We start from the raw sequence: 26,368 nt of genomic DNA on the forward strand, positions 1-26,368 counted from the left end.
AGAGCGAGTTCGTCGGCCGCCAGAAGCGCCGCCGCTCTCGTTCGATGGCCGGGTTATAGGCCCCCCCAACCCAATCCGTCAACACCCGTTTTCATAAAAAATGAGAAAATCGACAAGTGTCTGATTTTATTATTGGATTTTGAAAGTCAGGTGCGACGTCCACCCGAGATCCCCGCAAAAACTGCGATTCCGCAATTTAAAATCTTGTCCAGGTGGTAAAATTTTTTCGCCGGACCGCATAACGTGCTCTCGGCAGGCCGGAAGACCCTTTCAACCCTTTTCCGGACTTCACCAGCGGGCTATTCAAACGGAAACACACCGCTGGCCGGCCCCGAACATCACGGGCCCTTTTCCTATATATACGTGCGGGCACGATCATGGCGTCGATATCAGATACTCTGCCGAAGCTGCCGATAACGGACGTCCTGCCGGATCTGGGCGCAGCTCTGTCCGCGGGAGCGCGCGCGGTGCTGTCTGCGCCACCCGGCGCGGGCAAGACGACGCTGGTGCCGCTTTACCTGCTCGACCAGGCCTGGCGCGGCGATGGCAAGATCATCCTGCTCGAACCGCGGCGGCTCGCGGCGCGCGCGGCAGCGGGGCGCATGGCATCCCTGCTTGGTGAAAAGGTGGGCGAAACGGTCGGCTATCGCATGCGGCTCGACAACCGCGTTTCGTCGAGGACGCGCATCGAGGTGGTGACCGAGGGTGTCTTTGCCCGGATGATCCTCGACGATCCCGAACTGTCCGGTGTGTCCGCTGTCCTCTTCGACGAATTCCATGAGCGTTCGCTCGATGCGGATTTCGGACTGGCGCTGGCGCTCGACGTGCAGGCGGCGCTGCGCGAGGATCTGCGGATCGTCGTCATGTCCGCGACGCTCGACGTGGACAGGCTTTGCGCACTGCTCGACCACCCGCCCGCCATCGTCAGCGCGGGCCGCAGCTATCCCGTGGAAACCCGCTATCAGGACCGACCGACCGGCGAACGCATAGAGGACAGCATGGTGCGCGCTATAACAGAGGCGCATCGTGGGGAGGCCGGGTCGATCCTCGCCTTCCTGCCGGGCCAGGCCGAGGTCACCCGCACCGCCGAGCGGCTTGAGGGCCGGTTCGGGCCGGAGACGACGGTCGTTCCCCTTTACGGTAATCTCAGCCAGAAGGAACAGGACGCGGCCATCCGTCCCGCACTGGCAGGAACGCGCAAGATCGTTCTGGCGACCTCCATTGCCGAGACGTCGATTACCATCGACGGTGTTCGCATCGTCATCGACAGCGGGCTGCAGCGCCTGCCGGTCTTCGAGGCGGCGACCGGGATCACGCGGCTGGAAACGGTGCGCGTGTCGCGCGCTTCGGCCGACCAGCGCGCCGGCCGGGCCGGGCGAACGGAACCGGGCATCGCGATCCGGCTCTGGCATGCCGGCCAGACCGCCGCACTGCCGGCCTTCACGCCACCGCAGATCCTGTCCTCCGATCTCTCCGGCCTGGTGCTCGACCTCGCCCATTGGGGCGTGACCGATCCGGCGGCGCTCCGCTTCGTCGATCAGCCGCCGGCAGCAGCGATGGAGGAGGCGCGCAACCTTCTGCGCCTGCTTGGTGCGCTCGACGCGGATGGAGCGTTGACGCCCGCCGGAAAACGCATCCGCGCGCTCGCCCTGCCGCCCCGGCTTGCGGCGATGATCCTCAACGCCGCCCGGGACGGCGAGCAGGCGGCGGCCGCCCGGCTTGCGGTGTTGCTCACCGAGCAGGGGCTTGGCGGTTCAGGTATCGACATGGAAGAGCGTTTGCGACGGTTCGCCAACGAGCGTGGCGAGCGGGCGGATGCGGCGCGGCGGCTTGCCCAGCGCATGGCCGAAGGTTTTGGCACGGCGAAGGCCGCGACCGCCAGCACGCCGGGCGCTCTGCTGCTGCATGCCTTTCCCGACCGGATCGCCCTGCAACGTGGCGGCCGGGGACGCTTCGTCATGGCGAACGGCCGCGGCGGCGAATTGCCGGAGACGGAGCGACTGGCGGGCGCCGACATGATCGTCGTCGCCGATCTCACCGGCCAGGCCGGGCGGCAGCGCATTCTGGCCGCCGCCGAAATCGACCGCGCGACCGTCGAGGCCGAACTTGCGGACAAGATCGTGCGCGAGGATCAATGCGTCTTCGACCGGGCAAACCGCCAGGTCCGGGCGCGCCGTGTCGTGCGTCTTGGTGCGATGATTCTGGAGGAGACGCCGCTCAAGCGCCCGTCCGGGCCGAAGGCGGCTCAGGCATTGGCAGATGGCGTTCGCCAGCTCGGCATCCAGGTTCTGCCGTTTTCCCGCGAGGCGGCGCAGCTGCGCGACCGCATCGGCTTCCTGCACCGCTCGATCGGCGTGCCGTGGCCGGACACGGCCGACGACGCGCTGCTTGCCGATCTCGATACGTGGTTCGTGCCCTTCCAGGAAAACACCCGGGGGATCGACGACATCTCGGCGGCGAGCCTGCATGACGGCCTGATGGCGCTGGTGCCCTATGACATGCAGCGCGATATCGGCAAGCTTGTACCCACACATTTCGAGGCGCCGACGGGACAGCGTCATCCGATCCGCTATGATGGCGACGAGCCGGTGCTGGCGATCCGCGTGCAGGAGCTGTTCGGACTGAAGCAGCATCCCTCCGTTGCCGGCGGGCGGCTGCCGCTGCTGCTCGAACTCGTTTCGCCGGCCCACCGGCCGATCCAGACGACGCGCGACCTGCCCGGTTTCTGGGCGGGATCCTGGCGGGACGTGCGCGCCGACATGCGCGGACGCTATCCGAAACATCCCTGGCCGGAGGATCCGGCCGAGGCCATGCCGACGACGCGCGTCAAGCCGCGCGGCACATAGAGACAGAACGGAAGGACCGGGAATGACAGGCTATCAGGATATCGACTTCCAGGGCTCCGGCCGGCGGCTGCGCCTTGAAACGCTCATTCGCCTAAGATGGCTGGCCGTTGCCGGCCAGTCGATCAGCGTCATCGTCGTCGCATTCTGGCTGAAGTTCCCGTTGCCACTCCTGCCGGCGGCGGTGCTGATCGCGCTGCTTGCGGCGGTGAACTTCTTTCTTGCCGTGCGCTTTGCGCCGGCGCACCGGCTGACGCCGGCTTCGGCCTTCACGCTGCTTGCCTTCGATCTCTGCCAGCTGATGGCGCTGCTTTTCATAACCGGCGGCCTCGCCAATCCCTTCGCGCCGCTCGTCTGCGTGCCCGTCATCATCTCCTCGTCGCTGCAGCCGATCCGCTTCAGCCTGACGCTGGGCGGTCTTGCCGTCGCCGGCATCACCGCACTTGCCTTCACGCCGTTCCAGCTCCCCTGGTTTCCCGGAACCGTGCTCGTCGTACCGCCGATCCTGACGGCCGGCTTCTGGTTCGCCATCGTTTCCACCACGGCCTTCGCCGCCTTCTATTCCTACAGGGTGTCGCAGGAAGCCATCGAGCTTTCGGACGCGCTGGCGGCGACCGAGCTCATCCTCCAGCGCGAAAAGCACCTGTCGCAGCTCGATGGCCTTGCCGCCGCCGCCGCCCATGAGCTCGGCACGCCGCTCGCCACGATCAGCGTCGTCGCGCGCGAAATGGAGCGCGAACTCGGCACGGACGACCGCTTCAAGGAAGACGTGCAGCTTCTGCGCAGCCAGAGCGAACGCTGCCGTGACATCCTGCGCCGGCTGACGACGCTATCGACGGAAGACGAGGCGCATATGCGCATCCTGCCGCTTTCCTCGCTGATGGAGGAGGTTTTGGCGCCGCATCGCGAATTCGGCATCAAGCTCAACCTCGTCGAAAATGGCGAGCGCGCAGGCGAGCCCGTCGGCAACCGCAATCCCGGCATTCTCTACGGCCTCGGCAACCTCCTGGAAAACGCCGTGGACCACGCACGCGAGGACGTCACCGTCACCGTCGGCCACACGCAGGACCGGGTGACGATCGTCATCGAGGACGACGGCGACGGGTATGCCGCGGATATTCTCCAGCGCATCGGCGATCCCTATGTCACCAAACGACAGAAGGACGAGCGGGCGGGCGGGCTCGGGCTCGGACTGTTCATCGCAAAAACGCTGCTGGAGCGTTCCGGCGCCAAATTGACCTTCGGCAACCGCACCGGCGACCAGCCGGGCGCGCGCGTGTCGGTCGATTGGCCGCGGGCCCGCATGGAGGCCAAGGGCGCAAAATGACTTTACCGGCGCACCCTTAGGGGTGATAAGCTGATCCCGATCAAGAATGGACCAAATCCGCGACGGAAGACGAGACAATGGCAGAAAACACCGAACCGCAGATGGCACCCGACGATATCGGGCCGGACCCCTCGCTTCTTCTCGTCGATGACGACGCGCCGTTCCTCCGCCGTCTTGCGCGCGCCATGGAAACGCGCGGTTTTGCCGTCGATACCGCCGAGTCGGTCGCCGAGGGTATTGCCAAGGCCAAGACGAACCCGCCGAAATATGCCGTGGTCGATCTTCGCCTCGGCGACGGCAGCGGCCTCGACGTGATCTCCGCCATCCGCCAGCGCCGCGACGACACGCGCATCATCATGCTGACCGGCTACGGCAACATCGCCACCGCCGTGAACGCGGTGAAGCTCGGCGCCGTCGATTACCTCGCCAAGCCCGCCGACGCCGACGACATCTTTGCCGCGCTGACGCAGCGCCCCGGCGAAAAGGTCGAGCTGCCCGAGAACCCGATGTCGGCGGATCGCGTGCGCTGGGAACATATCCAGCGCGTCTATGAAATCTGCGACCGCAATGTTTCCGAGACGGCCCGCCGCCTCAACATGCACCGCCGCACGCTACAGCGCATTCTGGCGAAGCGCGCGCCGAAGTAAAACTAGGCAGGCTCGTCGCGCCGTCCCGAGACGATGGCGGAGATATCCGGCCCGTCGCGCTTGGAATCCATCGCAAATTCCGCCAGCAGCAGCCGGCCCGCGGCAACGCGGGCGAAGGCGAAGGTGACGGCCTTGCGTGTCGGGGCGGCCAGCTTGTGTTCCGGCGCTTCGCGCAGCATATGCGCGCCGTAGCCGTCCGAAAGGATCAGGCCGCATTCTTCCGGGAAGATATCGAGCGGCACATCCTTGTGCGTGGCGAAGAACAGCCGGTCGCAATGGCGGCGGTAATTCGGCCATTTACGGTCGACGCGAAAATCCTCGATCGAGGTCTTGATCTCAACGATCCAGATCTCGCCCTTGTCCGACAGACTGATGAGATCGGCGCGCCGGCCGCTCGCCAGCGTCAGCTCCGGCATCACGGCATGGCGCATCTCCATGAGCATGCGCTGCACGCCGCGGCGCACCATCATGGCACGGTCGGACTGCCGCCCGTCGAGCAGCGGATTGTCGTTGTGAATGGAAACGATCGTCATCGGTTCAAACCTCGCGAATCGCATTCTAACCGCGAATCATGCGGATTCGATCCGGCAATGCCGGAAACGTTAAGACAGCGGGCAAAACTGCGGCGAGAAAAAGGTTCTATTAACTGCGCGAAACTGTTCTTGTGCGGCTTGGGCACTCTCGGCCGCAAGGCCATTGAACGGCGCGGCGCGGCGTGCTTGGCATGATCCGGGCGCGGTGAAAGCGGCGGGACACCGGCATTGTTGTTGCAAAAAAACAATCCGGCAGCTTTTTGCTTTGGCCGAAGCCCATGCCGCAGCGCACACACTTGCATTGACTGGTTTAATCGAAAATAAACCATAATCGATGAAAGTTCCCGCGTCCCGGAACTTCTTAATTCCTTTACAAGAGAATCTCATGCGCTTCCGCAATGCCCTCCTCCTGTGCGGCCTCGCAGCAGCCGTCACGCTCGCTGGTTGCTCCTCGTCTTCGACCTCCCTTCCGGGCGAGAAGGTGGCGACCAATGCTATCTTCACGTCGGATTATGGCGCCGTCGAAGATAATGGCTATGCCCTGCCGGCAATCCCGATCAGCAAGGTGAACACCAAGTTCCACCGCCAGATCGTCGACTACGCCACCAGCGAAAAGCCCGGCACGATCGTCGTGAACACGCCGAACCGCTTCCTTTATTATGTGCTGCCCGGCGGCAAGGCCGTGCGCTACGGCATCGGCGTCGGCAAGTCCGGCTTCGCATGGAAGGGTGAGGCCTATATCGCCTGGAAGCAGGAATGGCCGAACTGGCATCCGCCGCAGGAAATGGCCGACCGCAAGCCGGAAGTTGCTCGCTACGTCAAGGACGGCATGGGTCCGGGCCTGAAGAACCCGCTCGGCGCCCGCGCGATGTATCTCTTCAACGAGAAGGGCCAGGACACGCTGTTCCGCCTGCACGGCACGCCGGAATGGGCCTCCATCGGCACGGCCGCCTCGTCGGGCTGCATTCGCCTGATGAACCAGGACATTATCGATCTCTACAGCCGCGTCCGTCCCGGCAAGGGCGCCCGCGTCGTCGTGCAGCAGTAAGCAAACGACACTCTCTTCATAAAGAAGCCGCCGGAGCGATCCGGCGGCTTCTTTCGTTCTGCGCTTTGGAAAGCGCAAGGCGGTCGAACCGCCTTGCCGCAAGACAAATCAGGCGCCGGCGGCCTTCAGCTCGAGGCGGCGGCGGTGCAGGACCGGCTCGGTATAGCCGTTCGGCTGCGCACGGCCCTTCAGCACGAGTTCGACGGCGGCCTGGAAGGCGATCGAGCCGTCGAAATTGCCTGCCATCGGGCGATAGAGCGAATCGCCGGCATTCTGCCCGTCGACGACGGCGGCCATGCGCTTCATCGTTTCGAGGATCTGCGCCTCGGTGATGACGCCGTGGTGCAGCCAGTTGGCGAGGTGCTGGGCGGAGATGCGCAGCGTCGCGCGGTCCTCCATCAGGCCGACATCGTTGATGTCGGGAACCTTCGAGCAGCCGACGCCCTGGTCGATCCAGCGCACGACATAGCCCAGGATGCCCTGCGCATTGTTGTCGAGTTCGCGCTGGATCTCCTCCGACGTCCAGTTCGGGCGCACCGCGACCGGGACGGAGAGGATATCGGTGAGCTTTGCCCGCGGGCGCGAGCGCAGCGCCGCCTGCACCTCGGCGACATTGACCTTGTGATAGTGGGTCGCGTGCAGCGTGGCGGCCGTCGGCGAGGGCACCCAGGCGGTGTTGGCACCGGCCTTGGGATGGGCGATCTTCTGCTCCAGCATGGCGGCCATCAGGTCCGGCATGGCCCACATGCCCTTGCCGATCTGCGCATGGCCGGACAGGCCGCATTCCAGGCCGATATCGACGTTCCAGTTCTCATAGGCGGATATCCAGGCGGCCTGCTTCATGTCGCCCTTGCGGATCATCGGACCCGCTTCCATCGAGGTGTGGATCTCGTCGCCCGTACGGTCGAGGAAGCCGGTATTGATGAAGACGACACGCTCCTTCGCGGCGCGGATCGCCTCCTTGAGATTGACCGTCGTGCGGCGTTCCTCGTCCATGATGCCCATCTTCATGGTGTTCTCCGCCATGCCGACGGCGGCCTCGGCGCGGCCGAACAGTTTTGAAGCGAAAGCAACCTCTTCCGGGCCATGCATCTTCGGCTTGACGACATACATCGAACCGGCCGGCGAATTCTGGCGGCGGCCGTTGACGCCGACATCGTGCAGCGCGATCAGCGCCGTCACCATGGCGTCCATGATGCCCTCGGGCACCTCGTTGCCGTTGCGGTCGCGGATCGCCGGATTGGTCATGAGGTGACCGACATTGCGCACCAGCATCAGCGAGCGGGCGCGCAGCGAGCCGGCCGAACCATCCGGCGCGGTGTAGGCGCGGTCCGGGTTGAGGCGGCGCGTGATGGTCTTGCCGCCCTTGGCAACCTCTTCGGACAGATCGCCCTTCATAAGGCCGAGCCAATTGCGGTAGACGACGACCTTGTCCTCGGCATCGACGGCGGCGACGGAGTCTTCGCAGTCCATGATCGTGGTCAGCGCCGATTCGATGATCAGGTCGGAAATATGCGCCGCATCGTCCTTACCGGTCGGCGTCGTGGCATCGATGCGGATCTCGATATGCAGGCCATTGTTGCGCAGGAGGACGCTCGTCGGCGTAGCCGTCTCGCCGAGATAGCCGGCGAACTTCCTTTCATCCGCAAGACCGGTCTTGCCGCCACCGACAAGCGCGACGACGAGTTTGCCGCCCTCGACGGACAGACCAGCCGCATCGCGCCAGGATGCGCCGGAAAGCGGTGCCGCATCGTCGAGGAAGCCGCGCGCCCAGGCGATGACCTTGGCGCCACGAACGGGATTGTAACCCTTGCCCTTTTCCGCGCCGTCGGTTTCGGCAATCGCGTCCGTGCCGTAGAGCGCATCGTAGAGGGAACCCCAGCGCGCATTGGCGGCGTTCAGCGCATAACGCGCATTCATGACGGGAACCACGAGCTGCGGGCCGGCGAGGCTGGCGATCTCCGGATCGACATTGTCGGTCGTCACCTTGACGTCGCCGCCCTCGGGCAGGAGATAGCCGATCTCGCGCAGGAACGCCTCATAGGCCGCCATATCGACCGGCGCGCCGTTTGCGCGATACCAGGCGTCGAGCTTTTCCTGCAGGGCGTCGCGCTTGGCAAGCAGAGCGCGGTTTTCGGGTGCCAGTTCATGCACGATGGCGGAGAAATCGGTAAAATAGCGGTCCGCATCCACGCCCGTGCCGGGAAGAGCCTCCTTGACGAGGAAATCGTAAAGGGCGCTGTCGATCGAAAGACCGGCTTTTTCGGTATAAGTCATCTGAAAAGGCTCCGAATGGCGGGACAATGGGGGAGTATCCCGAATGGTCCCACTTTCCGGAGCTTTCATTCATAGTCAATTCGGCAATAGCATAAAGAATTTATTCCACTCGGGAATAAATCCTACTTATGCCTCTTCGGCGATGCGCGGCCGGCCACTGGCCGTCGCCGTAAAACGCGCCTCGATCAGCTTGCGCGACCCTTCGACCTCGGGCGCATCGACCGCTTCCGACAGCGTCACGACCGGCTCGTCGGCCCCGTTGGCGCGTGCGGCATGGAGCGCTGCCGTCATTGCGCGTTCCTTCGCCAGCGAGAAGGCTTCGTGCTCGTTGACGAGACGCACGCTATCGCCCGCGCCGTTGACGATGAACACACCCTCCTCCGGCTGTGTCACGAAAACCGTCACCGAATTGCGCACCTGGCCGACGACGGCACCGACGGCATTGGCAACGCCGGCATCGGAGGGAATGGAGGATTCCGCGCCGAGCATATCGGCAATGGCGGGATAGTAGACCGGCGCCGAGGCACCGAGGCCGACAAGCGGCCGGTCGAGCGCGACGCGAAACTTCACAATGCCGGGAACGCGGTGCAGCGCCCGGTCGATGGAGATGGAATTGGCAGGATCGAGCGCCCCAACGCCGTCGTCGGCAAGGCAGGCTGACAGAATGACATCCGCCGACTGCCGCGTCAGGCGGTCGACCAGCGTGCGCGCCAGTGCCTCCGGCGTCTCGGCGATCGCCCGGCCGGTACCGTCCTTGGTGCGCGCGGCAAGTTCCAGGCCAAGGCGGGCGGCCGTGGCATCCCACTGTCCCTGCCCGCCCAGCACATGCATGGCATCCGACGGCGTGATGCCACAAACATGCACGAGGCCGCGCGCGACCAGCCGGTCGAGCGTGGCCTTCTGCGGCGTCGAGACCAGCAGGCCGTCGAGCGGCAGCGGCGTGGCGCCGATCTTTTCGTAAAGCGCCTGTTCCTGCGCCGTGAGGCCGCTCGCCAACCGTTCCGGAACGCCGGTGCGCACGGCGAAACGTCCGTCGTGGCGGCCTATATGCGCGGTGCGCAGCTGGCGCTCCAGCACCGGAACGACACTATCGGGATGCAGCGCCGAGGCAAGACTGAGCGGCATGAAGCGGCGCGGACCGAGATCGATCTTCGCCTTCAGGCCACGGTCGTTGATGCGCACTTCCGAATCGCCGCCAAGCCCGAAGGTCCGCATGGCGACCGCTTCCACCATGGTGCGGTAGCCGCCGACGACCGCGCCTTCCGAATCGAGCTTCGGCCGGCCGTTGTCAAGGACCGCGACATCGGTGGTCGTGCCGCCGATATCGGAGACGACGGCATTGTCGAGCCCCGTCAGGTGCCGCGCGCCGACAAGGCTCGCCGCCGGGCCGGAGAGAATGGTCTCGATGGGCCGCAGCCGCGCTTCGGCCGCCGAAATCAACGCGCCGTCGCCGCGCACGACCATCATCGGCACATGGATGCCGCGGCGCGTGAGATAGTCCTCGCAGGCGCCGATCAGCCGGTCGATCATCGAGACGAGGCGGGCATTCAACAGCGTCGTCAGCGCCCGGCGCGGCCCGCCGAGTTTCGAGGACAGTTCGTGGCTACAGGTGACGGGCAGGTGCGAGACTTCGCGGATGCGGTCGCGCACCCGCTGTTCGTGCGCCGGGTTGCGCACGGCGAAATAGCCGGCGACAGCGAAGGAGGAAACGGTTTCGGAGAGCAACGGCAGGGCTTCGTCGAGCGCGGCCATGTCCAGCGGCGTCTCGTTGCCATGCACATTGTGCCCGCCGGGCAGGAAGAGCACGGGGTCGTTGCCGAGCGCATCGGCCAGCCCGTCGCGCTTCAGGTCTTCGGGACCGAAGCCGATCATCACGAGGCCGGCACGACCGCCCTGGCCTTCGACCAGCGCATTGGTGGCGAGCGTCGTCGACAGCGAGACGAGACCGATGGCCGCGACCGGCACCTGCGCCTGTTTCAGCACCGCCTCCACCGCGCCCGATATGCCAACCGCGAGGTCATGGCGCGTGGTGAGCGCCTTGGCACGGGCAACGACGCCCCTGGTTTCGCTGTAGAGTACGGCGTCCGTATAGGTGCCGCCGGTATCGATGCCGAGTAACAAATGGTCTGCCACGAGAATTCTTCCGGATGCCGCCCCGTCTTTGTCAAAAGGGCCGGGCTCTTTTCAAAGCGGGTCTGGAATGGTGTTATTGCATGTCCAAGCCAAATGCCACCATCCCGCCGGCGACATCAGGTGAAAGAACGAGGAGCCTTTGCAGTGATCAAACTCTCCATTCGACGGCCGATTCTGGCGAGCCTTTTCCTTGGCGCGACGCTGCTTGCCTGCGGCCTGCCCGCAAGCGCGCAGGAGGACGGCGAGGAGGAATACAAGGCCCAGATTCCCGACGTCTCCATCTACAAGGCGATGCTGGACGCCAACAAGCAGACCGGCTGGGTGCAGTTCCGCGAATTCTCCGGCCAGCAGCTCATCTATTTCACGGCGTTGCAGACCATGCATTGCCGACTCAGGGAAGTGCGCTACTCGATCAACAGCGACACGCTCGACAAGACGTTTCCGATGGCGAAATGCGATCCGGAACTGCCCTTCAACCTGCCGTCGGACGACAGCCAGAACTGGCTCTATCTCAACCTGAAGCCGGGTGAGGCCCAGACCATCGCCGTGCAGGCGGTGTGGGACGACGGCAGCGGCAGCGAGATCGTCGTCTACCAGCCCTGCAAGAACCCGGAAGCGACCTGCGCCTCGATCAAGACGATCAAGAAGGCGAAGAAGCGCGGGGACGAGCCCGCACCCGCAACGCCAGTCCGTTAGCCGGCTGCGTCGTCAGGCGCTGCACCGGCCAGGGTCTGGTATCCTCCGTCATGTCGAAGCGGAAGCGATGCATCAGCACGCCGAGCGCGATGATCGCCTCCTGCATGGCGAAGGTCGCGCCGATGCAGATGCGCGGCCCGGCACCGAAGGGCAGATACTGGAAGCGATGGATCGCCTCGCGATTGTCCGGCAGGAAGCGTTCGGGCATGTAGGCGCGCGGCTTGTGCCAGAGAAGCGAATGGCGATGCAGCGTCCAGGGCATGACGAGGATGGTGACGTCCTTTGGGATATCGACCACCTCGCCGGACGGGCTCGTCCAGCGGTCGTCGGAGATCGCCTCGCGGTTGATCGAGGGAGCCGGCGGATAGAGCCGCATCGCCTCCTCGAAGGCCGCCCGCGTCCAGGGCATCCTGTCCAGCCAGTCGACGGGATCGGCGCCTCTTGAAACGACGCGGTCGATCTCCTCCTCCATCGCCTCGCACACATGCGGTGAATTGGCGACGCAATAGAGCGTCCAGGCGAGCGCGCGGGCCGTCGTCTCGTGACCGGCGCCGATAAAGCTGAGGATATTGTCCTCCACCTCCTCCATGGTCAGCCCGTCCGGTCCCGCCGCACGCAACAGCAGCGTCAGGAAATCGTTCGGGGCATCACCATCGTCCGCCGCCATGCGCTTAAGCCGCAGATCCATTGTATCGCGCACAATCTTTCGGAACTTTTTCAGAACCTTGAACCCGCCGATACGCGTCACGCGCGGCACCCAGGCGGGTGCGCGCAAAAGATCCATCGGATCGACGCGGCCCATGGAATGCAGGAGATCGTCCACGTCATCGGCGAATTGGTCGGAGGACGTGACGATCTCGCCGGAAAACAGCGTTTCCGAAAGGATCGCGAAGGCCAGCTCCGTCATGTCGTTGCCGATATCGAAGACTTCGCCCTCCGCGCCTTCGTACTTCTTCGCATAAAGCTCGGACTGCGCCAGCATCTGCGTGGCAAAGCCCTTGGCGTGGCGTGGCGTGAAGATCGGCGCGACGGCTTTTCGCGACCGGCGCCAGACCGCGCCTTCCGCCGTCAGCAGCCCGTCGCGCAGGATGGGGCGCAGCACGAGTTGGCGCACCACGGCCATCTTGTAATTGGCGGCATTGTCGACGAGCAGGTATTTGATCAGACCGGGATCGTTGACGATCAGCGTCTTCTCGCCGAAGAAACTCGTCATGATCCAGGGCAGCGTGTAGGACGGCTCGCCCCACAATTCGAGCGGATTGCGGAAGACCGTGCGGATGATTTCGAGCTTCGACGGCGGCACCGTACGCGGGATCGGCGCCGGCGGTTCGAACGGCTCGGGACGCATATCCATCATTCGCCTCCTTGTGATCGGCCATCTCACGAAAAGACTGGGCCGATATAGAGGCGGAAGTTAGAGCAGGCCCTGAAGCTCCGCCAGCTTGTCGTTGATCAGCCAACCGTAATAATTCTCTTCCGGCCAGGTCACTTCACCCGCTGCGCGGCGCGCGGCGAAGGCGCTCGCGCGCGCATCGGGATTGCCGATATTATAGAGCGTCGAGGTCAGGCCGGGATTCTTCGAAATATCGACGCCGGCGATCTTCCTGTAGGCGTCGATCGAGCGGCGGATGGAGGCGGCCATGTAGGCAAGCGAGATGTCGGGATCCATGATGGCCTGATAGACATCGGCCGCATCGTTCTCGTCGAGCTTGTCGTAGCCGGAAATGCGCGCCACGTCGTCGGTCAAGGTCAGCGCCGTCAGCGGGTTGATCTGGCCGAGCCCAAATGTCTGGCCGGCATAGAAGGGCTGGAAGAACACCGCGCTGAAGCGGTTGTCGGGGAAGGATTTTCCACCGACCGTCTCGCCCTTGAACGTGCGGTTCCAGACGCCTTCACGGCAGGTCCAGAGTGCGTAGGATCCCTTCTTGTCGGCGCATTTGGCGAATTCCGGCCGTGCGACGAAATCGGCGACGCTCTCGCCGTCATAGGCGAAACGGAAGCTGCCGGTATAGGAGGCGGCCTTCACATAATAGCTCTGCAGCCGGTCATAGGCATCGACATTGTAGGTGTGCTCGCCGACGATGGCGCCGACCATGTGGATCGGAGCGATACCGTATTTGGCCGCCGTCGCCTTGATCTTGCTCGTCAGCTGGCCGTCGCTCGCCAGCAGGTCCCGCACCTTCTCGTACTTGGCATCGAAGGAGGTCTTGCCTGCCTTGGTGCGGCGCACGGAAGCACCGGGAATGGCGGGCTGCTCGGCATTGCGGTTGCCTTCGGGCACCACGTCCACGGCATGCGCCACGGTCTGGCTCTGGAAAACGAGCGTGGCGGCAAGGGCAAACACAGGGATGAGCTGACGCACGATTGCGGTTCCTGTCTGGTCAAATCTCTCGGCGGATGGCGGGACCGATGCAAGACAATCGTGTCGGAATGATGCCAGGCGCGGGCAAAGGCCTAGGCCGCGTCGTTCTGCCTGTCGAGAGGCAGGCCATGAAAAATTCGGCACCGGCCGCCCCTATTGGGTGGCCGGTGCCGAAAGGTCACAGGATGTAGCGCGACAGGTCGGTGTTGGCCGCAAGCGTCCCGACATGCTTCTTCACATATTCGGCGTCGATCAGAAGCTTGTTGCCGCCCTTGTCCGGCGCGTCGAACGAGATTTCGTCGAGCACCCGCTCCATCACCGTCTGAAGACGCCGCGCGCCGATATTCTCGACGCTCGCATTGAGCTGGACAGCGACATCGGCCAGCGCATCGAGCGCATCCTCGGTGAAATCGAGCTCGACGCTTTCCGTCTCCATCAGCGCCTTGTACTGGCGGATGAGGCTCGCTTCCGTCTCCGTCAGGATGCGGCGGAAATCCTCCTTGGTCAGCGCCTTGAGTTCGACGCGGATCGGCAGGCGGCCCTGAAGCTCCGGCAGGAGATCCGACGGCTTCGAGACGTGGAAGGCGCCGGAAGCGATGAAGAGGATATGGTCCGTCTTCACCGGCCCGTACTTCGTCGCGACCGTCGTGCCCTCGACAAGCGGCAGCAGGTCGCGCTGCACGCCCTCGCGGGAGACACCCGCGCCCATGCCGCCATCACGCGCGGCGATCTTGTCGATCTCGTCGATGAAGACGATGCCGTCGTTTTCCGCCGAACGCACCGCCTCGCGCTGGATCTGCTCCATGTCGAGCAGCTTGTCGGATTCGTCGTCGATCAGGATCTTGTACGAATCCTTGACCGTCGTCTTCACCTTCTTGCTGCGGCCGCCCATCGCCTTGCCGAACATTTCCGACAGGTTCAGCACGCCGATATTGGCGCCGGGCATGCCGGGAATCTCGAAGCCGCCGGGTGTTGCGGTATCGGCCACATCGACTTCGATTTCCTTGTCGTCCAGCTCGTTGCTGCGCAGCTTCTTGCGGAAGCTGTCGCGGGTCGCCGGCGAGGCGGTGGCCCCGACCAGCGCGTCGAGCACGCGTTCCTCGGCATTGGCATGGGCCTTGGCTGTCACCTCGGAGCGCTTCTTCTCGCGCACCAGGCCGATGCCGACCTCGACGAGATCGCGCACGATCTGCTCGACGTCACGGCCGACATAACCGACTTCGGTGAACTTGGTGGCCTCGACCTTGACGAAGGGCGCACCGGCGAGTTTCGCAAGACGGCGGGAAATCTCCGTCTTGCCGACACCGGTCGGCCCGATCATCAGAATGTTCTTCGGCATCACCTCGTCGCGCAGGTCCGGTTCCAGCTGGTGGCGGCGCCAGCGGTTGCGCAAGGCGATGGCCACGGCGCGCTTGGCGTCGTGCTGGCCGATAATATAGCGGTCGAGTTCGGAGACGATCTCGCGGGGGGAAAAGTTGGTCATGATCTCTCGTTCGCTTTCGGGTCGAATTGCAGGATCAGCACGTCGTCGCCGGTGCGGCCCAGGAGCTTTTCCACCGGTCGGAAGCCGGCTTTCTCATAGGCGCGAACCGCACGGGCATTCGTGGGATCGGGGTCGATGATGATGGTCTCGTGGCCAAGACCGCGAAGATGGGAAACGAAGGCGGCAAGCGCTGCGGAGCCGATACCGATGGAAAGCTTGTCGGCATGGCCGATCGACAGATCGACACCGACAGCCGCCCGCGGCAGCTCCAGCAGCCAGGGATTGTCCTTCGTCCAGTCCTCGTTCTGGTGATGGCCGAGAAACCAGACTTGTATGTAGCCGACCGGCTCTCCGTCGAACTGGATCAGGTAGGGACGCGTCGTGTCCCTGCCCTCCACCATGTCTCGGATGAAGCCGATCTCTTCCTCGGGATCGCCCCACCATTCGCGCACATGCGGCGTTTCCAGCCATGCGCGAAGCAGCGGGTAGTGCTCCTCCCCCACGGGGGAAAAGCCGATCCTTCGGGGATCAAGCGGCATCCAGCGTCTCCACCACGAAGTTGTGGTTGGTATAGACGCAGATGTCACCGGCAATCTGCATGGCCTTGCGGGCGATCTCTTCGGCCGACTTGTCGCTGTCCATCAGCGCGCGAGCCGCCGCATAGGCATAATTGCCGCCCGAGCCGATCGCCATGGTGCCGTGTTCCGGCTCCAGCACGTCGCCGTTGCCGGTGAGCGCCAGCGTCACGGTCTTGTCGGCGACCAGCATCATGGCTTCGAGCCGGCGCAGATACCGGTCGGTGCGCCAGTCCTTGGCAAGCTCGACGGCGGCGCGCATCAGCTGGTCGGGATATTGTTCGAGCTTGGCTTCCAGCCGCTCGAGCAGCGTGAAGGCATCGGCGGTCGCGCCGGCAAAACCGGCGATCACGTCGCCTTTGCCGAGCCGGCGCACCTTGCGCGCATTGCTCTTCATCACCGTCTGGCCAAGGCTCACCTGGCCGTCGCCCGCCATCACCACCTTGCCGTCCTTGCGGACGGTGATGATCGTCGTGGCGTGCATGGAAGCGTAGGGGTTGTGTTCACTCATGAGCATACCTTCGAAAGCCCGGCATCCCGGGCATGGCGCCGCCAGCGAGGCGGCCTCGTTGTTTCCTATGTAAGCGGCGTTTCGCCAATTGCAAACGCCGGCATCCGGTCGCTCCCGGCCCTCACGCATGGAAAGCGGGACAAGCATGCCGCCGTCCAAAATAAGCCTTGCTTTCCCCACCTGATGAGGCGGTTATGGTCTCCCAGCAACGCAAAGGGGTTACGGCAATGGCAAAAGGGCAAGTCCGCAGCAACAAGGAAACGCGCAAACCCAAGAAGGACAAGGTGGCCGAAAAAGCCGCACCGACCCTGGGATCGCAGGTGAAGAACAGCGAAAGCGCGACGAAGAAGAAGTAACGCGACGCAGAGGGATGCCGACAACTTCGCATCCCTCTCTTCCACTCTTCTTTCCGACACCACCCTCCTCGGGCTCCACCTGCGGATGACGCCAGGAGGACCGGATAGGCTTGCCAAAAAACCTGGCTTCGACCTACCCGACGGCATTTTTCACACCCCACATTTTCCTTCTCCCAAAACCTCGCCTGTCCTGAACATCCTTCCGCCACCGGACGGATCGTGTCGATGCGGACGCAAGGAGGCGCTTTCGTTTCCGGCGGCAACGGACGGCAGGCGCGGAAGAGGCTTGGAGCGTCGGGGCAGACATCCCCGGCGGCCCCCCGTGTAGGCCGTCTGCGCCTGCGCCCGAAAGCCCTCGAAAGACTGGCCTTTTGTGAAGAGCCCTGTTAAGGAGCGGCGACAATTTACCGGAGACCGCAATGAGCCGCACTGCCAGCGTTTCGCGCAAGACGAACGAGACCTCCGTATCGGTCACCGTCGATATCGACGGCACCGGCGCGTCGAGCATTTCGACGGGCGTCGGTTTCTTCGATCACATGCTCGACCAGCTGTCGCGCCATTCGCTCATCGACATGCAGATCAAGACCGAAGGCGACCTGCATGTCGACGACCACCACACGGTGGAAGACACCGGCATCGCCATCGGCCAGGCCATCGCGAAGGCGCTCGGCGACCGCCGCGGCATCACGCGCTACGCCTCGCTCGATCTCGCCATGGACGAGACGATGACGCGCGCCGCCGTGGATGTCTCCGGCCGGCCCTTCCTCGTCTGGAACGTCAACTTCTCGGCGCCGAAGATCGGCACCTTCGATACCGAACTGGTGCGCGAATTCTTCAACGCGCTTGCCCAGCACGCCGGCATCACGCTGCATATCCAGAACATCTACGGCGCGAACAACCATCATATCTCGGAGACGTGCTTCAAGGCCGTCGCGCGCGTGCTGCGTACCGCGACCGAGATCGATCCCCGCCAGGCGGGCCGCGTTCCCTCGACGAAGGGTTCGCTGGCCTAAGGGCTAATCTGGAGGCCTGTTGATGGCCACGTTCCTCGTTCTGATACCGCCGGGCACAAAATCCGGTGACGAAAAAGCCCGGATCATCCGCGACCGCTTCTCGTGGATCGCCCTTTTCGTGCCGGTCCTCTGGCTGCTCTGGCACCGCGCCTGGCTGGCTGCAGCGCTTGCCTTCGCCGTGCAGGCGCTTGGCTCGGCGATTTCGGACCATCCCGTCTTCGGTCTTACCGGCCTCGGCATCTGCCTTGCGGCCAGCCTGCTGGTCGCGCTCGAAGGCCCCTCGATGGTCGTCGCCGGCCTCGAGCGCAAGGGCTGGACGGTCGATGCGGCGATTGTGGCCGACGACCGTGCAACGGCGGAAGAGATTTATTACATGGAAACCCCGGCCGGCGAGGCGGAGGCGCGCGACAGCGCCGCCCTGCCGGCTTCTGAAACCTCCGCACGCCGGCACGCTCCCATGCTCGGCCTCGTCGGTTTCAAGGAAGGACGCTGAGATGCGCGTTGCAATCATCGACTACGGCTCGGGCAATCTGCGCTCGGCCACCAAGGCTTTTGAACGCGCCGCGCGCGAGGCCGGCATTGCCGCCGAGATCGACCTGACGGACAAGGCCGAGCGCGTCGCGACCGCCGACCGCATCGTGCTGCCCGGTGTCGGCGCCTATGCCGATTGCCGCCGCGGCCTCGACGCCGTGCCCGGCATGGTGGAGGCGCTGCGCGACGTGGTCGAGGCCAAGGCCCGTCCGTTCCTCGGCGTGTGCGTCGGCATGCAGCTGATGTCCTCACGCGGTCTCGAAAAGACCACGACCGAAGGCCTCTGCTGGATCAAGGGCGATGTCGTCCTGATGACGCCCGCCGACCAGGGCCTGAAGATCCCGCAGATCGGCTGGAACACGCTCGACCGCAGGCGCGCCCACGCGCTGTTCGACGGCATTCCGGAAACGCTGCACGCCTATTTCGTGCACTCCTACCACCTCGCCGCCGAGAACCCCGACGACGTGGTCGCGACGGTTGACTACGGTGGCCCGATGACCGCCTTCGTCGCCAATGGCAACAAGGCCGGCGCGCAGTTCCATCCGGAAAAAAGCCAGACGCTCGGCCTCGCCCTCATCACCAATTTCCTGCGCTGGAAGCCCTGATATGATCCTCTTTCCCGCCATCGACCTGAAAGACGGCCAGTGCGTTCGCCTCAAGCTCGGCGACATGGACCAGGCCACCGTCTACAATCCCGACCCGGCCGCCCAGGCGAAAGCCTTCGAGGATCAGGGTTTCGAATGGCTGCATGTCGTCGATCTCAACGGCGCCTTCGCGGGTGAAAGCGTCAACGGTGCTGCCGTCGACGCCATCCTGAAGGCCACGAAGAACCCCGTGCAGCTCGGCGGCGGCATCCGGACGCTCGACCATATCGAAAGCTGGCTGTCACGTGGCCTTTCCCGCGTCATCCTCGGCACCGTCGCCGTGCGTGATCCCGCGCTCGTCATCGAGGCCTGCAGGCAGTTTCCGGGCAAGGTCGCCGTCGGCATCGACGCCAAGGGCGGCAAGGTCGCCGTCGAGGGCTGGGCGGAAGCCTCCGAACTCGGCGTGATCGAGCTTGCGAAAAAATTCGAAGGCGCCGGCGTCGCCGCGATCATCTACACCGACATCGACCGCGACGGCATCCTGACCGGCATCAACTGGGAGGCCACGCTGGATCTCGCCGATGCCGTCTCCATCCCCGTCATCGCCTCTGGCGGCCTCGCCTCGATGGACGATATCCGCCACCTCGTCGCCCCGGAGGCTCGCAAGCTGGAAGGCGCGATTTCCGGCCGCGCCCTCTATGACGGCCGCATCGATCCCGCCGAGGCGCTCGCCATGATCCGCGACGCGAAAGGACGTGCAGCATGACCCTGAAAGCCCGCGTCATTCCCTGCCTCGACGTGAAGGACGGCCGCGTCGTCAAGGGCGTCAGCTTCCTCAACCTCGTCGATGCCGGCGATCCCGTCGAATCGGCGAAAGTCTACGATGCGGCCGGCGCCGACGAACTCTGCTTCCTCGACATCACCGCCTCCGCCGACAACCGCGACACGATCTTCGACGTCGTGGCGCGCACCGCCGATCATTGCTTCATGCCGCTCACGGTTGGTGGTGGCGTGCGCACGGTCGCCGATATCCGCAAGCTCCTGCTCGCCGGTGCCGACAAGGTCTCGATCAACTCGGCCGCCGTCTCGAACCCGGATTTCGTGGCCGAGGCGGCCGATAAGTTCGGTAACCAGTGCATCGTCGTCTCGATCGATTCGAAGAAGGTTTCCGCCGAAGGCGAGGAAGACCGCTGGGAAATCTTCACCCATGGCGGCCGCAAGCCGACCGGCATCGACGCCGTCGCCTTCGCCGAAAGGATGGTGGAGCGGGGTGCCGGCGAACTGCTGCTCACCTCCATGGACCGCGACGGCCAGAAGGGCGGCTATGATATTGCGCTGACCCGCACCATCGCCGACCGCGTTTCCGTTCCGGTCATCGCGTCCGGCGGCGTCGGCACGCTCGATCACCTGGTCGAGGGTGTGCGTGATGGCCATGCGACGGCCGTGCTTGCCGCCTCCATCTTCCACTTCGGCACCTACACGGTCGGCGAAGCCAAGCGCTACATGGCCGAGCATGGCATTGCCATGCGGCTCGACTAGCGCATTTTCAGCAAAAGCGCGAAGCGATTCCGCATCCGGAAATGCGCAGGAATGAACAAGGAGAGAGCATGAGCACCTTCACCCTTGCCGATCTAGAGGCGATCATCGACGCCCGTTCGAAGGCTGATCCGTCGGAAAGCTGGACGGCGAAGCTCGTGGCTGCCGGACAGCAAAAAGCGGCAAAAAAGCTCGGAGAAGAGGCAATCGAGACCGTTATCGCCGCGATCGAGGGCGAAAAGGCCGCTTTGACGAGTGAAACGGCCGATCTGCTCTATCATCTGATCGTCGTATTGAAAATCGGTGGCGTGGCGTTACAAGATGTCATGGGAGAGCTGGAAAGGCGTACGAGCCAGTCCGGCCTAGCGGAGAAGGCCAGCCGGAAAAGCTGATGATCCAAGCAGCGCGTGACAAGGACCAGGCGGATATTCCGGACGATTTCGGCAACCGCGACTATTCTCCCTACCGTTTCTTTACCGCAGACGAATGGGCCCATTTCCGGGCCGATACGCCCCTGACCCTGAAGGCCGACGAGGTCCAGCGCCTGCGCTCGCTGGGCGACCCGATCGATCTCGATGAAGTCCGGCGGATCTACCTCTCGCTGTCGCGCCTGCTTTCGGCCCATGTCGAATCCTCGCAGATGCTGTTCGAGCAGCGCAAACGCTTCCTCACCCTGTCCGACGAGGCGAAGACGCCCTTCGTCATCGGCATTGCCGGCTCGGTCGCGGTGGGCAAATCGACGACGGCGCGTATTCTTGCCGAACTGCTGTCGCGCTGGCCCTCCAGCCCCAAGGTCGATCTGGTGACGACCGACGGTTTTCTCTATCCGAATACGGTTCTCCAGCGTGAGAGCCTGATGGAGCGCAAAGGCTTTCCGGAAAGCTACGACACCGGTGCGCTCCTGCGCTTCCTGTCGGCGATCAAGGCCGGCAAGAAGGCCGTCCAGGCGCCGACCTATTCGCACCTCACCTATGACGTGCTGCCGAATACGTTTCGCACCATCGACCGGCCTGACATTTTGATCTTCGAAGGCATCAACGTGCTGCAGTCGCGCAATCTGCCGGCGGACGGCAAGATCGTGCCGATGGTCTCCGACTTCTTCGATTTCTCGATCTATATCGATGCCGAGGAGGCGCTGATCCACACCTGGTATGTCGATCGTTTCATGCGCCTGCGCGAAACGGCCTTCAAGAACCCGGATTCCTACTTCCATCGCTATGCGACGATCAGCGAGGACGAGGCGCTCGCGATCGCCGAGGGCCTGTGGCGCAACATCAATCTCAAAAACCTGCGCCAGAATATCCTGCCGACCCGCCCGCGCGCCGACCTGATCCTGCAGAAGGGCGAAAACCACCTCATCGAAACGGTGGCGCTGCGCAAACTGTAGCCGGCTTAAGGGTTCACCCGACGAAGCGTCAGGTTGATGCGCCCGGCATTTTTCAGAAGCGTGGACGTATCGGGATAGATGCGGTCGACGCCGTGAAAGATCATCCGGCTTTCGCCCCCGAACACGAAAACATCGCCGCTCGACAGCCGGAACGACCGCGTCGGATCGTTGCGCGACACGCCGCCGACGCGAAAGAGACATTGATCCCCCAGCGATACGGAAACGACCGGCGCTGCGAATTCGCTCTCGTCGCGGTCCTGATGCAGGCCCATCCTAGCGTCGGGATCGTAGAAATTGACGAGGCATGCCTCGGGCGGCTTGTCGAAGCCGGAAACGGCCTGCCACAGGGATAGAAGCGCTTCGGGGATCGCCGGCCAGGGGCGGCCGGTCTCGGGATGGCTTGGCTGGTAGCGGTAGCCGCGCTCCTTGTCCGTCACCCAGCCGAGCGATCCGCAATTCGTCATGCGCACCGACATGGGTTTGCCGGTCTTCGGCATGCGCGGCACGAAGAGCGGCGCCTCCGCCACGACCTGCCTGATCGCAGCGACAAGCGCCTCCTGCGCCGCGCGGTCGAAATGATCGGGGAAGTAGCGCAGCCCCGGAGCGAGGCCGCGCTCGGGCGCTACCACTTACGCTTCCGAAAGGTCCGGAATGCGCAGCACCTGGCCGGGATAGATCTTGTCCGGATGAGAGAGCATCGGCCGGTTGGCATCGAAGATCACCGTATGCTTGGTGCCCTTGCCCTTGCCGTAGTGCGCCTCGGCGATCTTCCAGAGATTATCGCCCTTCTTGACGGTGTAGAGCGTCGGCGCGCTTGCCGGCGTCGAGGTCTTCAGGAGTTCCGTCAGGTCAAGCTTTTCGAACTTCAGACCGGATTCGGGAGCAACCTTGAGCTCGGCGGCTTCCACCTTGGAAATGCCCAGCGTGTTGCCGACGGCGATGACGGCCTTTTCAAAGGCGGTCTGGTCGGCCACGACGCCCTTCAGCACGCATTTGTCGCCCTCGACGGACACTTCGACATTCTTGGTGCCGAGATCGAAGGAATCGAGCTCCTTCTTTACCGCTTCGGCCGCCGGCGCTTCCTCGTCGTCACCGATGCCGAGCTTCTTGCCGGCGTTCTTGATAAAGCTGAAGAGACCCATGCCTACCTCCCTGTTTTTTTAAAACTAAAGCAGAGCCTTCCCGCAAAGGAAAGGTTTCGTTTCATTCCCATCGATTAACGGCCAAGTTGCGGCAATCATTCGCCGCCAGGCTTGGACCGCATGCGCTTCACATCCGAGCGGCCTGATTTTTCCTTGAGCCGGCGCTCGATCGAGCCTTTCGTCGGCTTGGTTTTCCGGCGCGGCGGCGGTGGCGGCTCGGCGGCCTTGAGGATCAGCTCCTTCAGCCGCTCGCGCGCATCCTCCCGGTTGCGTTCCTGGCTGCGGAAGCGGTTCGCCTCGATCATCAGCACACCGTCCTTGGAAACCCTGCGGCCGGCGAGTTTTTCGGCGTTCGCCTTGACCCGCTCGTTCAGCGAGGGCGAGTTGCGCAGGTCGAAGAACAGCTGGACCGCGGTGGAGACCTTGTTGACGTTCTGCCCGCCCGGACCGCCCGCCAGCACGAACTGCTCGGTCAGTTCCCAGCCGGCGATCGTGATCGTGTTGCTGATATAGAGAGGGTCGCTGGCCATGGAAATTCCTTTCCCGGCCGTTCTAGCGGGCAAACAGACAAACGGAAAGCCGGTTGCAGAGACGAAAAACCCGGCCTTGCGAGCCGGGTTTCACGTGAATCATTGCGAAAAGTCTTACTCGGCGGCGGCCTTGAGGCCGGGCGCCGCGTCGCGCACGCTGCCGTCCACCTGATCCTCGAACTTCTCGAAGTTCGCGACGAACATGTCGACGAGCTTCTGGGCCTGCTTGTCGTAAGCGGCACCATTGGCCCAGGTCGAGCGCGGGTCGAGGATCTTGGTGTCGACGTCAGGCACGGAAACCGGGACCTGGAAGCCGAAATTGTCGTCGCGGCGGAAGAGCGCGCTCTTCAGCGAGCCGTCGAGGGCCGCGGACAGCAGGGCGCGTGTCGCCTTGATCGGCATGCGGCGGCCTTCGCCATAGGCGCCGCCGGTCCAGCCGGTGTTGACCAGCCAGCAATCGACGCCGTGCTCGGCGATGAGTTCCTTCAGGAGGTTGCCGTAGACCGTCGGGTGACGCGGCATGAAGGGGGCGCCGAAGCAGGTCGAGAAGGTGGCTTCCGGCTCGGTCACGCCACGCTCCGTGCCGGCAACCTTAGCGGTGTAGCCGGAGAGGAAGTGGTACATGGCCTGGTCGGGCGTCAGCTTGGCGATCGGCGGCATGACGCCGAAGGCATCGGCCGTCAGCATGATGATGGTCTTGGGATGCGGCGCGCGGCCGGTGTCGCTGGCATTCGGGATGAAGTGCAGCGGATAGGCGCAGCGCGTGTTTTCCGTCAGCGAACCGTCGTTGAAGTCCGGAACGCCGTTGGCGTCGAGCACGACGTTTTCCAGAACGGTACCGAAACGCTGGGTCGTCGCATGGATTTCCGGCTCGGCTTCGGCCGAAAGGCGGATGGTCTTGGCGTAGCAGCCGCCCTCGAAGTTGAAGATGCCGTTTTCGCCCCAGCCATGCTCGTCGTCGCCGACCAGCGTGCGGTTCGGATCGGCCGACAGCGTCGTCTTGCCGGTGCCAGACAGGCCGAAGAACACGGCGGCGTCGCCGGCAGGGCCGACATTGGCCGAGCAGTGCATCGGCATGACCTTTTCCGACGGCAGCAGCCAGTTGAGAACGGTGAAGACCGACTTCTTCATCTCACCGGCATAGTAGGTGCCGGCAATCAGCACGATGCCGCGCGATAAATCGCAGGCGATCATGGTTTCGGTGCGCGCGCCGTGGCGGGCCGGGTCGGCCTTGAAGGTCGGCAGGTCGATAATCGTCAGCTTCGGGGCGAAGCCGGCCAGGTCCTTCTCTTCCGGGCGGATGAGCAGGTTGCGGATGAACAGCGAGTGCCAGGCAAGCTCGGTGACGACGCGGGTCGGCAAGGCGTAATCCTTGTCGGCACCGCCGACGAGATCCTGCACGAAGAGGTCGCGGCTGCCGGCATGGGCCAGCATGTCGGCGTGCAGCGCATCGAAATGCTCGCGCGACACGGCCTTGTTGTTGTCCCACCAGATGGCGTTTTCGGTGTTTTCGTCGCGAACGACGAACTTGTCCTTCGGCGAGCGGCCGGTGTGCTGGCCGGTCAGTGCGCGAAGGGCGCCATGGGCGGTCTTCACAGCTTCGCCGCGACCGAGCGCCTCTTCATAGAGAGCCTCTGCTGCAAAGTTGTACCGGACCGTGCCGTTGGTGTTGATACCCATCGCGGTGAGCCCCAGAGCGGGGTTGCGAACGCCAATTTCCTGCATGGTCCAGATTTCCTCCGTGGACGAAGACCCATGGTGAATTTTGCCGGAAGCTAATCTGCTCTTGTCACAAAGACAAGGGGGAAATCGAAATTAGGCAATAATATCAATTATTTAATCGATTTAAATATTTGTCTGACTTTTTTAATCGGTTGAATAATCGATTTAAAAGCCCTTCGGAAAATGCCCGCAAAACGTCACCCTTTATCTTTGCCACAATTTGTTCCACCTTTACCCCCAGGAAGGCGCATCACATCCAGGACAGGAACTCGGATCCGAGGTCGGGAAAGGCGCCCATGAATATGGAGACTAACAGGATGCAGACGATCGCACTCGTCGACGACGACCGGAACATTCTCACATCCGTGTCGATCGCCCTTGAGGCGGAAGGCTACAAGGTCGAGACCTATACGGACGGTGCGTCCGCGCTCGACGGCCTTCTGGCCCGCCCCCCGCATCTCGGCATCTTCGACATCAAGATGCCGCGCATGGACGGCATGGAGCTGCTGCGCCGCCTGCGCCAGAAGTCGGACATTCCCGTCATCTTCCTCACCTCGAAGGACGAGGAGATCGACGAACTGTTCGGCCTCAAGATGGGCGCCGACGACTTCATCACCAAGCCGTTCTCGCAGCGCCTGCTCGTCGAGCGCGTCAAGGCGATCCTGCGCCGCGCCTCGAGCCGCGAGGCCGCAGCCTCCGCCGGCGGCACAGCCGGCACCCCGGCAAAGCCCGGAGAAGTGACCGCCCGCTCGCTGGAACGCGGCCAGCTCGTCATGGACCAGGAGCGCCATACCTGCACCTGGAAGGGCGAGCCGGTGACGCTGACCGTCACGGAATTCCTCATCCTGCATTCGCTGGCCCAGCGCCCCGGCGTGGTGAAGAGCCGCGATTCGCTGATGGATGCCGCCTATGACGAGCAGGTCTATGTCGACGACCGCACCATCGACAGCCACATCAAGCGGCTGCGCAAGAAGTTCAAGATGGTCGATACCGACTTCGACATGATCGAAACGCTCTACGGCGTCGGCTACCGTTTCCGCGAAGCCGCCTGAAGCGTAAAATCGCTTGCATGAACCGCGGCGGCAATGGCATGCCGCGGTCGGCGGCGTGATGCCGCCCGCAGAGGAACAGA

The 26,368-nt window shown here is 63.8% G+C and carries 26 protein-coding genes; 14 read left to right on the forward strand and 12 right to left on the reverse strand.

What is annotated here, in order from left to right:
* Window positions 1–377 precede the first annotated feature (377 nt).
* The 3 genes from hrpB to MUO32_RS28475 all read left to right on the forward strand — a co-directional run bounded on the left by hrpB (window position 378) and on the right by MUO32_RS28475 (window position 4,817).
* Window positions 378–2,846, forward strand: a complete 2,469-nt coding sequence (hrpB, locus tag MUO32_RS28465; protein ID WP_257951756.1) for an ATP-dependent helicase HrpB — start codon at window positions 378–380, stop codon at window positions 2,844–2,846.
* Between the two features lie 22 nt (window positions 2,847–2,868).
* Entirely contained in the window at window positions 2,869–4,170 is a 1,302-nt protein-coding gene (locus tag MUO32_RS28470; RefSeq protein ID WP_257951757.1) for an ActS/PrrB/RegB family redox-sensitive histidine kinase, read from the forward strand.
* A gap of 77 nt (window positions 4,171–4,247) precedes the next feature.
* The gene (locus MUO32_RS28475) at window positions 4,248–4,817 is read left to right on the forward strand and encodes an ActR/PrrA/RegA family redox response regulator transcription factor (RefSeq protein WP_308311345.1); all 570 of its coding nucleotides are present in this window, start codon (window positions 4,248–4,250) and stop codon (window positions 4,815–4,817) included.
* Window positions 4,818–4,819: 2 nt separating this feature from the next.
* On the opposite strand, the gene MUO32_RS28480 is transcribed toward MUO32_RS28475, so the two are convergent.
* Window positions 4,820–5,350: an MmcB family DNA repair protein gene (locus MUO32_RS28480; RefSeq protein ID WP_257951758.1), complete on the reverse strand. Its 531-nt coding sequence runs from the start codon at window positions 5,348–5,350 to the stop codon at window positions 4,820–4,822.
* A gap of 385 nt (window positions 5,351–5,735) precedes the next feature.
* On the opposite strand from MUO32_RS28480, the gene MUO32_RS28485 reads away from it, so the two are divergent.
* Window positions 5,736–6,398, forward strand: a complete 663-nt coding sequence (locus MUO32_RS28485; RefSeq protein WP_257951759.1) for a L,D-transpeptidase — start codon at window positions 5,736–5,738, stop codon at window positions 6,396–6,398.
* 108 nt (window positions 6,399–6,506) lie between these two features.
* On the opposite strand, the gene MUO32_RS28490 is transcribed toward MUO32_RS28485, so the two are convergent.
* Window positions 6,507–8,675, reverse strand: coding sequence for a malate synthase G (locus MUO32_RS28490; protein WP_257951760.1), 2,169 nt, complete (start codon window positions 8,673–8,675; stop codon window positions 6,507–6,509).
* A 126-nt stretch (window positions 8,676–8,801) separates the two neighbouring features.
* A complete protein-coding gene (locus MUO32_RS28495; protein WP_257951761.1) occupies window positions 8,802–10,808 on the reverse strand; it encodes a hydantoinase/oxoprolinase family protein in 2,007 nt (668 codons plus the stop codon).
* A 144-nt stretch (window positions 10,809–10,952) separates the two neighbouring features.
* On the opposite strand from MUO32_RS28495, the gene MUO32_RS28500 reads away from it, so the two are divergent.
* Window positions 10,953–11,504 carry a hypothetical protein gene (locus tag MUO32_RS28500; protein WP_257951762.1) on the forward strand — a complete coding sequence of 184 codons (552 nt, stop codon included), beginning with the start codon at window positions 10,953–10,955 and terminating at the stop codon, window positions 11,502–11,504.
* Here MUO32_RS28500 and MUO32_RS28505 read toward each other — a convergent pair.
* From MUO32_RS28505 to hslV, 5 genes are all read right to left on the reverse strand, one after another.
* Window positions 11,449–12,858 (reverse strand): cytochrome P450, encoded by a 1,410-nt coding sequence (locus MUO32_RS28505; protein WP_257951763.1) that lies wholly within the window; start codon window positions 12,856–12,858, stop codon window positions 11,449–11,451. The two genes, MUO32_RS28500 and MUO32_RS28505, sit on opposite strands and share 56 nt — an antisense overlap.
* Window positions 12,859–12,918: 60 nt before the next feature.
* A complete protein-coding gene (locus MUO32_RS28510; RefSeq protein ID WP_374708736.1) occupies window positions 12,919–13,866 on the reverse strand; it encodes a DUF1402 family protein in 948 nt (315 codons plus the stop codon).
* 178 nt (window positions 13,867–14,044) lie between these two features.
* Entirely contained in the window at window positions 14,045–15,349 is a 1,305-nt protein-coding gene (gene hslU / locus MUO32_RS28515; RefSeq protein ID WP_257951764.1) for an ATP-dependent protease ATPase subunit HslU, read from the reverse strand.
* Window positions 15,346–15,888 carry a GNAT family N-acetyltransferase gene (locus MUO32_RS28520; RefSeq protein WP_257951765.1) on the reverse strand — a complete coding sequence of 181 codons (543 nt, stop codon included), beginning with the start codon at window positions 15,886–15,888 and terminating at the stop codon, window positions 15,346–15,348. The genes hslU and MUO32_RS28520 overlap by 4 nt, the downstream gene beginning before the upstream one ends.
* A complete protein-coding gene (gene hslV, locus MUO32_RS28525) occupies window positions 15,878–16,435 on the reverse strand; it encodes an ATP-dependent protease subunit HslV (protein ID WP_244763472.1) in 558 nt (185 codons plus the stop codon). The genes MUO32_RS28520 and hslV overlap by 11 nt, the downstream gene beginning before the upstream one ends.
* 227 nt (window positions 16,436–16,662) lie before the next feature.
* Between hslV and MUO32_RS28530 the strand changes: the two genes are divergently transcribed.
* The 8 genes from MUO32_RS28530 to coaA all read left to right on the forward strand — a co-directional run bounded on the left by MUO32_RS28530 (window position 16,663) and on the right by coaA (window position 21,842).
* Window positions 16,663–16,791 carry a hypothetical protein gene (locus MUO32_RS28530; RefSeq protein ID WP_257951766.1) on the forward strand — a complete coding sequence of 43 codons (129 nt, stop codon included), beginning with the start codon at window positions 16,663–16,665 and terminating at the stop codon, window positions 16,789–16,791.
* Between the two features lie 419 nt (window positions 16,792–17,210).
* Entirely contained in the window at window positions 17,211–17,804 is a 594-nt protein-coding gene (hisB, locus tag MUO32_RS28535; protein WP_257951767.1) for an imidazoleglycerol-phosphate dehydratase HisB, read from the forward strand.
* 22 nt (window positions 17,805–17,826) lie between these two features.
* Entirely contained in the window at window positions 17,827–18,297 is a 471-nt protein-coding gene (locus MUO32_RS28540; RefSeq protein ID WP_257951768.1) for a DUF2628 domain-containing protein, read from the forward strand.
* 1 nt (window position 18,298) lies between these two features.
* A complete protein-coding gene (hisH, locus tag MUO32_RS28545; RefSeq protein ID WP_257951769.1) occupies window positions 18,299–18,940 on the forward strand; it encodes an imidazole glycerol phosphate synthase subunit HisH in 642 nt (213 codons plus the stop codon).
* A 1-nt stretch (window position 18,941) separates the two neighbouring features.
* On the forward strand, window positions 18,942–19,685 hold the full coding sequence (gene hisA, locus MUO32_RS28550) for a 1-(5-phosphoribosyl)-5-[(5-phosphoribosylamino)methylideneamino]imidazole-4-carboxamide isomerase (RefSeq protein WP_257951770.1): 744 nt from the start codon (window positions 18,942–18,944) through the stop codon (window positions 19,683–19,685).
* Complete coding sequence (gene hisF / locus MUO32_RS28555; protein ID WP_257951771.1) at window positions 19,682–20,458, forward strand: imidazole glycerol phosphate synthase subunit HisF; 777 nt, start codon at window positions 19,682–19,684, stop codon at window positions 20,456–20,458. The genes hisA and hisF overlap by 4 nt, the downstream gene beginning before the upstream one ends.
* Window positions 20,459–20,526: 68 nt before the next feature.
* A complete protein-coding gene (locus tag MUO32_RS28560; RefSeq protein WP_257951772.1) occupies window positions 20,527–20,847 on the forward strand; it encodes a phosphoribosyl-ATP diphosphatase in 321 nt (106 codons plus the stop codon).
* A complete protein-coding gene (gene coaA / locus MUO32_RS28565) occupies window positions 20,847–21,842 on the forward strand; it encodes a type I pantothenate kinase (protein WP_257951773.1) in 996 nt (331 codons plus the stop codon). The genes MUO32_RS28560 and coaA overlap by 1 nt, the downstream gene beginning before the upstream one ends.
* A 5-nt stretch (window positions 21,843–21,847) precedes the next feature.
* On the opposite strand, the gene MUO32_RS28570 is transcribed toward coaA, so the two are convergent.
* The 4 genes from MUO32_RS28570 to MUO32_RS28585 all read right to left on the reverse strand — a co-directional run bounded on the left by MUO32_RS28570 (window position 21,848) and on the right by MUO32_RS28585 (window position 25,239).
* On the reverse strand, window positions 21,848–22,471 hold the full coding sequence (locus MUO32_RS28570) for an alpha-ketoglutarate-dependent dioxygenase AlkB (protein ID WP_257951774.1): 624 nt from the start codon (window positions 22,469–22,471) through the stop codon (window positions 21,848–21,850).
* Complete coding sequence (gene lysM, locus MUO32_RS28575) at window positions 22,472–22,984, reverse strand: peptidoglycan-binding protein LysM (RefSeq protein ID WP_257951775.1); 513 nt, start codon at window positions 22,982–22,984, stop codon at window positions 22,472–22,474.
* A 95-nt stretch (window positions 22,985–23,079) separates the two neighbouring features.
* Window positions 23,080–23,514 carry an alternative ribosome rescue aminoacyl-tRNA hydrolase ArfB gene (arfB, locus tag MUO32_RS28580; RefSeq protein ID WP_257951776.1) on the reverse strand — a complete coding sequence of 145 codons (435 nt, stop codon included), beginning with the start codon at window positions 23,512–23,514 and terminating at the stop codon, window positions 23,080–23,082.
* A gap of 114 nt (window positions 23,515–23,628) precedes the next feature.
* A complete protein-coding gene (locus MUO32_RS28585; protein WP_257951777.1) occupies window positions 23,629–25,239 on the reverse strand; it encodes a phosphoenolpyruvate carboxykinase in 1,611 nt (536 codons plus the stop codon).
* Window positions 25,240–25,553: 314 nt separating this feature from the next.
* Here MUO32_RS28585 and MUO32_RS28590 point away from each other — a divergent pair, with 314 nt between their 5' ends.
* Entirely contained in the window at window positions 25,554–26,288 is a 735-nt protein-coding gene (locus MUO32_RS28590; protein ID WP_257951808.1) for a response regulator transcription factor, read from the forward strand.
* The last annotated feature ends 80 nt before the right edge of the window (window positions 26,289–26,368 follow it).

The sequence above is a fragment of the Shinella sp. CPCC 101442 genome (genome assembly GCF_024704725.1).
In the GTDB taxonomy this organism is placed as follows: domain Bacteria; phylum Pseudomonadota; class Alphaproteobacteria; order Rhizobiales; family Rhizobiaceae; genus Shinella.